The 5,109-nt window shown below is 67.1% G+C and carries 7 protein-coding genes and 1 pseudogene; 4 read left to right on the top strand and 4 right to left on the bottom strand.

Features of this window, described 5'->3' with window-relative positions; genetic code table 11:
• The coding region (locus tag CVM52_RS23430; RefSeq protein ID WP_133119957.1) for an SH3-like domain-containing protein at nt 1–249 on the top strand (249 nt) is incomplete at its 5' end.
• Nucleotides 246–563 carry a nitrile hydratase accessory protein gene (locus tag CVM52_RS23425; RefSeq protein WP_240621053.1) on the top strand — a complete coding sequence of 106 codons (318 nt, stop codon included), beginning with the start codon at nt 246–248 and terminating at the stop codon, nt 561–563. The genes CVM52_RS23430 and CVM52_RS23425, both read left to right, overlap by 4 nt.
• Nucleotides 564–568: 5 nt before the next feature.
• Here the strand turns inward: CVM52_RS23425 and CVM52_RS23420 are convergent, their stop codons facing one another.
• The 3 genes and pseudogenes from CVM52_RS23420 to CVM52_RS23410 form a co-directional block, all read right to left on the bottom strand.
• Nucleotides 569–796, bottom strand: a complete 228-nt coding sequence (locus tag CVM52_RS23420) for a DUF2442 domain-containing protein (RefSeq protein WP_240621051.1) — start codon at nt 794–796, stop codon at nt 569–571.
• Nucleotides 797–800: 4 nt separating this feature from the next.
• Nucleotides 801–1,007 (bottom strand): annotated as a pseudogene (locus CVM52_RS23415) (DUF4160 domain-containing protein); the annotation flags it as partial.
• Between the two features lie 77 nt (nt 1,008–1,084).
• Nucleotides 1,085–1,588, bottom strand: a complete 504-nt coding sequence (locus CVM52_RS23410; RefSeq protein ID WP_306372777.1) for a DUF6524 family protein — start codon at nt 1,586–1,588, stop codon at nt 1,085–1,087.
• Between the two features lie 53 nt (nt 1,589–1,641).
• Between CVM52_RS23410 and CVM52_RS23405 the strand changes: the two genes are divergently transcribed.
• Nucleotides 1,642–2,934, top strand: a complete 1,293-nt coding sequence (locus CVM52_RS23405; RefSeq protein WP_100164754.1) for an adenylosuccinate synthase — start codon at nt 1,642–1,644, stop codon at nt 2,932–2,934.
• A complete protein-coding gene (locus tag CVM52_RS23400) occupies nt 2,934–3,167 on the top strand; it encodes a DUF2842 domain-containing protein (protein WP_100164753.1) in 234 nt (77 codons plus the stop codon). The genes CVM52_RS23405 and CVM52_RS23400 overlap by 1 nt, the downstream gene beginning before the upstream one ends.
• A 54-nt stretch (nt 3,168–3,221) precedes the next feature.
• Here the strand turns inward: CVM52_RS23400 and CVM52_RS27165 are convergent.
• Nucleotides 3,222–5,109 (bottom strand): hypothetical protein (locus tag CVM52_RS27165; protein WP_100164752.1); only part of this gene is annotated, 1,888 nt, incomplete at its 5' end.

Here is a 5,109-nt window from a genome sequence, read left to right as displayed (position 1 = left end):
CCGGCGGCGAACCGGCTGTCGCCGGGCGGTCACACCCGTTTGCCGGCCTATGCCGCCGGTGCGCGGGGGCGGGTCCTGCGCTGTCACGGCGCCCATGTCCTGCCCGACAGCAATGCGCATGGGCTGGGCGAGGCGCCCGAGCCGCTTTATGCCGTGGCCTTCCCGGCCGCGGAGCTCTGGGCCGCGCCGGAACATCCGCAGGACGAGGTGGTCCTGGACCTGTGGCAATCCTATCTGGAGCCGGCATGACCGCGCCGCCCGAGCCGGTCTTTGCCGAACCCTGGCACGCGCAGCTGTTTGCGCTGACGGTGCATCTGAACGAAACCGGGCGCTTTACCTGGGCCGACTGGGCCAGCCGGTTCGGCGCCACCCTGGCGCGGCACGGCCTGTCCCGCGAGCTGGACGGCGGCGACGATTACTTCGCCGCCTGGCTGGAGACCCTGGAGACCCTGCTGGCCGAGGACGGCACGGCCACGGCCGCTGACGCCGCCGCGCTCCGCGAGGCCTGGCGCGCCGCCTACCTGGCCACGCCGCACGGCGCGCCGGTCAAACTTTCAGAGTAACGGGATCAGGCGGCCCTGCCGCCCGTGCCGGTCTGATCGCCGCGCCCGGCCAATAGTCCTTGGATCGAGATGTCTTCGTCCAGATCGGGCCAATGCAGACCAAACGCGCTGATTTCAACCGCTCCGCGTTCGTCCGCCGTGGCACCGAGCAGCCGGGGAAACCAGGCCAACGGCACGCCGAGCGTGCGACCGTCAGACAGGTTCACCCACATCTGATCATCGTCAAACTGCACGCTTTCAGCTGAAATGCTCATACCAGGCCTTTTCGATCTCTTGCGAGCGGAGCGCAACTATCGCTGCAATCCGCCTTAGTGTTCTTGCATCGAACCCCGCACTGCGCGCCACGGATACGTTCGGCCCGATCCAGAATTTCGCTTCACCATCACCTTTCGATACGTGCACATGCACTGGTTCGCGTGGATCGCCTTCGTTCGAGTAGAAGAAGAACCGAAAGCCATCATAGCGGAAAACCGTTGACTCAAAACTCCCTGTTCTCCGTCGTGCGTAGAATGCCGAAGAATCTACTCGTCCACGTCATCCATATCCGCCTGGCCCGACAGCCGCCGGCGCACGTGGCTCCAGCTGAGGCCGATGCCCAGCACCAGCGACAGGGCGAAGATGCCCAGCCAGATGTTCTCGTTCGACTTGCGCAGGGTCAGCAGGCCGAAATCATAGAGCACCCACAGCAAAGCCGCGACGATGGCCAGGATCAGCAGCATGCCGAAGGCGCCGATCGAGCGCAGCGTGGCGCGCAGATAGATGATATAGGCCACCGCCAGCAACAGCCCCAGCAACACGGTGACCGAGGTGTGACTGTTCCAATGCTCGGCTGCCCAGCGGGTAAAATTCCACGGGGTCGGGTTATAGGTCAGCGCCAGCAGGACGAAGGCGCAGAGCCAGCGCAGGAACATGCCCATGTGATCGACCTCGTCCGTTGCCGCGGTGGTATCCGCACGGACCGTCGCGCAAACGCCGCCCGCTGTCCAGCGCCCGGGCAGGCCGAATTTGCGGTTTCGCTGGCGCATTGCTCTATGTATACCGGCGCGGGTTTGAACCGTTCGGATATAGGGGGGCCTTGATGGCCAATGTCGTTGTGGTCGGCGCCCAGTGGGGCGACGAGGGTAAAGGCAAGATCGTGGACTGGCTGAGCGAGCGGGCGGATGTGATCGCGCGCTTTCAGGGCGGCCATAACGCCGGGCACACGCTGGTGATCGACGGCGAGGTCTACAAGCTGCACGCGCTGCCCTCGGGCGTGGTGCGCGGCGGCAAGCTGAGCGTGATCGGCAACGGCGTGGTGCTGGACCCCTGGCATCTGCTGAACGAGATCGAGACGATCCGCGCGCAGGGCGTCGACATCACCCCCGAAACGCTGATGATCGCCGAGAACACGCCGCTGATCCTGCCCTTCCATGGCGAGCTGGACCGCGCCCGCGAGGGGCAGAACTCGGTGGCCAAGATCGGCACCACCGGGCGCGGCATCGGCCCGGCCTACGAGGACAAGGTGGGCCGCCGGGTGATCCGCGTTGCCGACCTGGCCGATGACGCCACGCTGGAACTGCGGGTCGATCGCGCGCTGGTGCATCACAACGCGCTGCGCTCGGGGCTGGGGCTGCAGCCGGTGGATCGCGACGCCCTGCTCGCGCAGCTGCGCGAGATCGCGCCCAAGGTGCTGCACTACGCCGCCCCGGTCTGGAAGGTGCTGAACGACAAGCGCAAGGCCGGCAAACGCATCCTGTTCGAAGGCGCGCAGGGGGCGCTGCTGGATATCGATTTCGGCACCTATCCCTATGTCACCTCCTCCAATGTCATCGCCGGTCAGGCCGCCACCGGCACCGGCATCGGGCCGGGCTCGATCGACTTCGTGCTGGGCATCGTCAAGGCCTATACCACCCGCGTGGGCGAGGGGCCATTCCCGACCGAGCTGCATGACGAGGACGGCCAGCGGCTGGGCGAGCGGGGCCACGAATTCGGCACCACCACCGGGCGCAAGCGGCGCTGCGGCTGGTTCGACGCGGCGCTGGTGCGCCAGACCTGCGTCACCTCGGGGGTCAAGGGCATCGCGCTGACCAAGCTGGACGTGCTGGACGGGTTCGAGGTGCTGAAGATCTGCACCGGCTACGAGCTGGACGGCAAGATGCTGGATTACCTGCCGACGGCGGCGGATCAGCAGGCGCGCTGCACCCCGGTTTACGAAGAGATGCCGGGCTGGTCGGAAAGCACCGAGGGCGCGCGCAGCTGGGCCGATCTGCCCGCCAACGCGATCAAATATGTCCGCCGGGTCGAGGAACTGATCGAATGCCCGGTGGCGTTGCTGTCCACCAGTCCCGAGCGCGAGGACACCATCCTCGTCACCGATCCCTTCGCCGACTGATGCCCCTGTCCTACAAAGCCCGCCGCCGCTGGTCGCTGGTGCTGCTGCTGGTCTGGCTGCCGATCTATATCGTGGTGGCGGTGACCATCCTGAACCGGATCGAACGGCCCCCGATCTGGCTGGAGGTGGTGATCTACGTGGTGCTGGGCATCGGCTGGGCGCTGCCGTTCAAGTTCGTGTTCAAAGGCGTCGGGCAGGCCGACCCGAAAGATCGCGGCGACGACAAGCACTGAAATGCAAAACGGCGGCCCGGTGGCCGCCGTTTTCCATTGGATGGGGCGCGGGGCTTACCCGGCGGCGCGTTCGTCGGGGCGAAAGCCGATATCGCCCGAGGCGGTGAACCGTCCGCCGCCGGCCTTTTCGATCTTGCCCTCGCGCAGCAGCTGGCCGAACGAGCGCAGCCCGTCCTCGCGGTTGAACTCGGGGATGCCCAGCTGGCGCACCTTGTTCATCAGCTGCGGGCGCGAGAACTGGTCGTGGCCTTCGACGAAGGACAGATATGCGGCCGCGGCTTCCAGCAGTTCGTGCAATTCGGTGGCGCCCACTTCCGAGGCGAACTTGGCAAAGCCGCCTTCGTCGCCGGTCTCGGCGGTGTCGCTAACCTGCACCCGGCGCGGTTGCACCGGTTCAGCGGGGGTTTCCGGCTTTTCCAGATCGACCCGCTGTTCCGCCACCAGTTTCAGCGGCGCGGGGCGCTCGGGGCGGGTCGGGCGGCTGCCGTCGCCCAGCGACCGGCGCGGATGCACCACGCTGGCCAGATCCTTGCGATAGGCGGTGTCGCCATCCGCGTCGTCGACATCGCCGCCGGCCGAACGTTCGGCCTCGGCCGCCGCGACAGCGGCGCGCAGGTGGTTATAGGTTTCGCGATTGGTGGCGGATTCGACCGCCTCCATCTTTTCCTCTGCGGCGGCCATCAGGCGCGACACGTCTTCGTCGGTGCCTTCGGGGGCAAATCCGGCGCTGTCGTCATCATCCGCCTCGGTTTCAGCGGCGACTTCGGCCAGCTCGCGCATCAGGTCGGCCTCGTCCTCGGCCGAAAGCGAGCTGTCGCTGTCTTCCGCATCGCTGGCCGTGTCGTCACCCAGTAGGTTCGACATCTCGTCGTCGCCATCGTCCTCGGCGGCGTCCATCTCGGCAAAAAGTTCCGGCGAAAGCGAGAAATCATCTTCCTCGGCCTCTGCGGCTTCGATCAGGGCGTCGTCGTCTTCCGGCGTGTCAGAGGCGTCGCCGCCGGTGAACTGGTCGGCCTCGGCCTCAATCCCCGCGGCTTCGGTCATGTCGTCATCGGCGGCGCCCAGATCGTCGGAGGGGGCGGTGTCTTCCTCGGCCATCTGCGGTTCGGCATGGTCGTCACGCATCGCCGCCAGCACTGCCAGCACATCGCCCGGCTGGGCGGTTCCGGCGTCGTCATAGGTCTCTTCGTAGGTTTCATCGAAGCTGTCGCTATCGGCGGTGTCGCGCGGGGCGTCGAAACGGGCGAAGGCGGCGGCCAGGTCGTCCGCGCCGACCTCATCATCCTCGGCGATGTCCTCGGCGGCGTCTTCGGCCTCCAGCACGGCCGAGATATCGGCTGCTGCGGAAGTTACGAACGCTTCGGCCTCCTGCTCGACCGCATCCTGGTCCTCGGCCAGATCGTCGGCGGCGTCTTCAACCTGCTCGGACTGTTCGGCCCCGGCATTCTGCGACACCACGGCGCGAATGCGCTGCAGCTTGGCGGCGATCGATTCGGCGGCCAGGCGCGGCGCCGGGTCCACCGCGGGCGCCTCGGCCACGATGTCGGCCGGCTCTTCCTCGACGGTGATCTCGGCGGTGAACGACTCGACCTCCACCTCGACTTCGATCTCGGGTTCGGCCTCTGCCTCGGCTTCTACCTCGGCCTCAGCCGTGTCTTCGAGATCCTCGACCTCTTCGATTTCTTCGACCTCCGCCGCGGCAGCCGGGACCTCGTCGGCCTCGACCTCGGCGTCGGCGGTGGCCTGCTCCTGGTCCGAGGCGGCCATCAGCCCACGAATGGCGGCCAGGCCATCCTGGTCGGGCGCTTCGGCTGGCGCTTCGGCGGCGTCCTCCTCGACCTCCGGCGTGGCAAGTTCGGCCTCGGCGGGCTGAACATCGTCGGCAAGCTGGTCGTCCTGCGCGGCGGGTTCGGCCGCCGGCTCGACCTCTTCGGGGTCTTCC

Source organism: Pseudooceanicola lipolyticus (assembly GCF_002786325.1).
GTDB lineage: Bacteria > Pseudomonadota > Alphaproteobacteria > Rhodobacterales > Rhodobacteraceae > Pseudooceanicola_C > Pseudooceanicola_C lipolyticus.
Note: the sequence above shows the minus strand (reverse complement) of the source record. Positions and strands in the feature narration are given on the sequence as shown.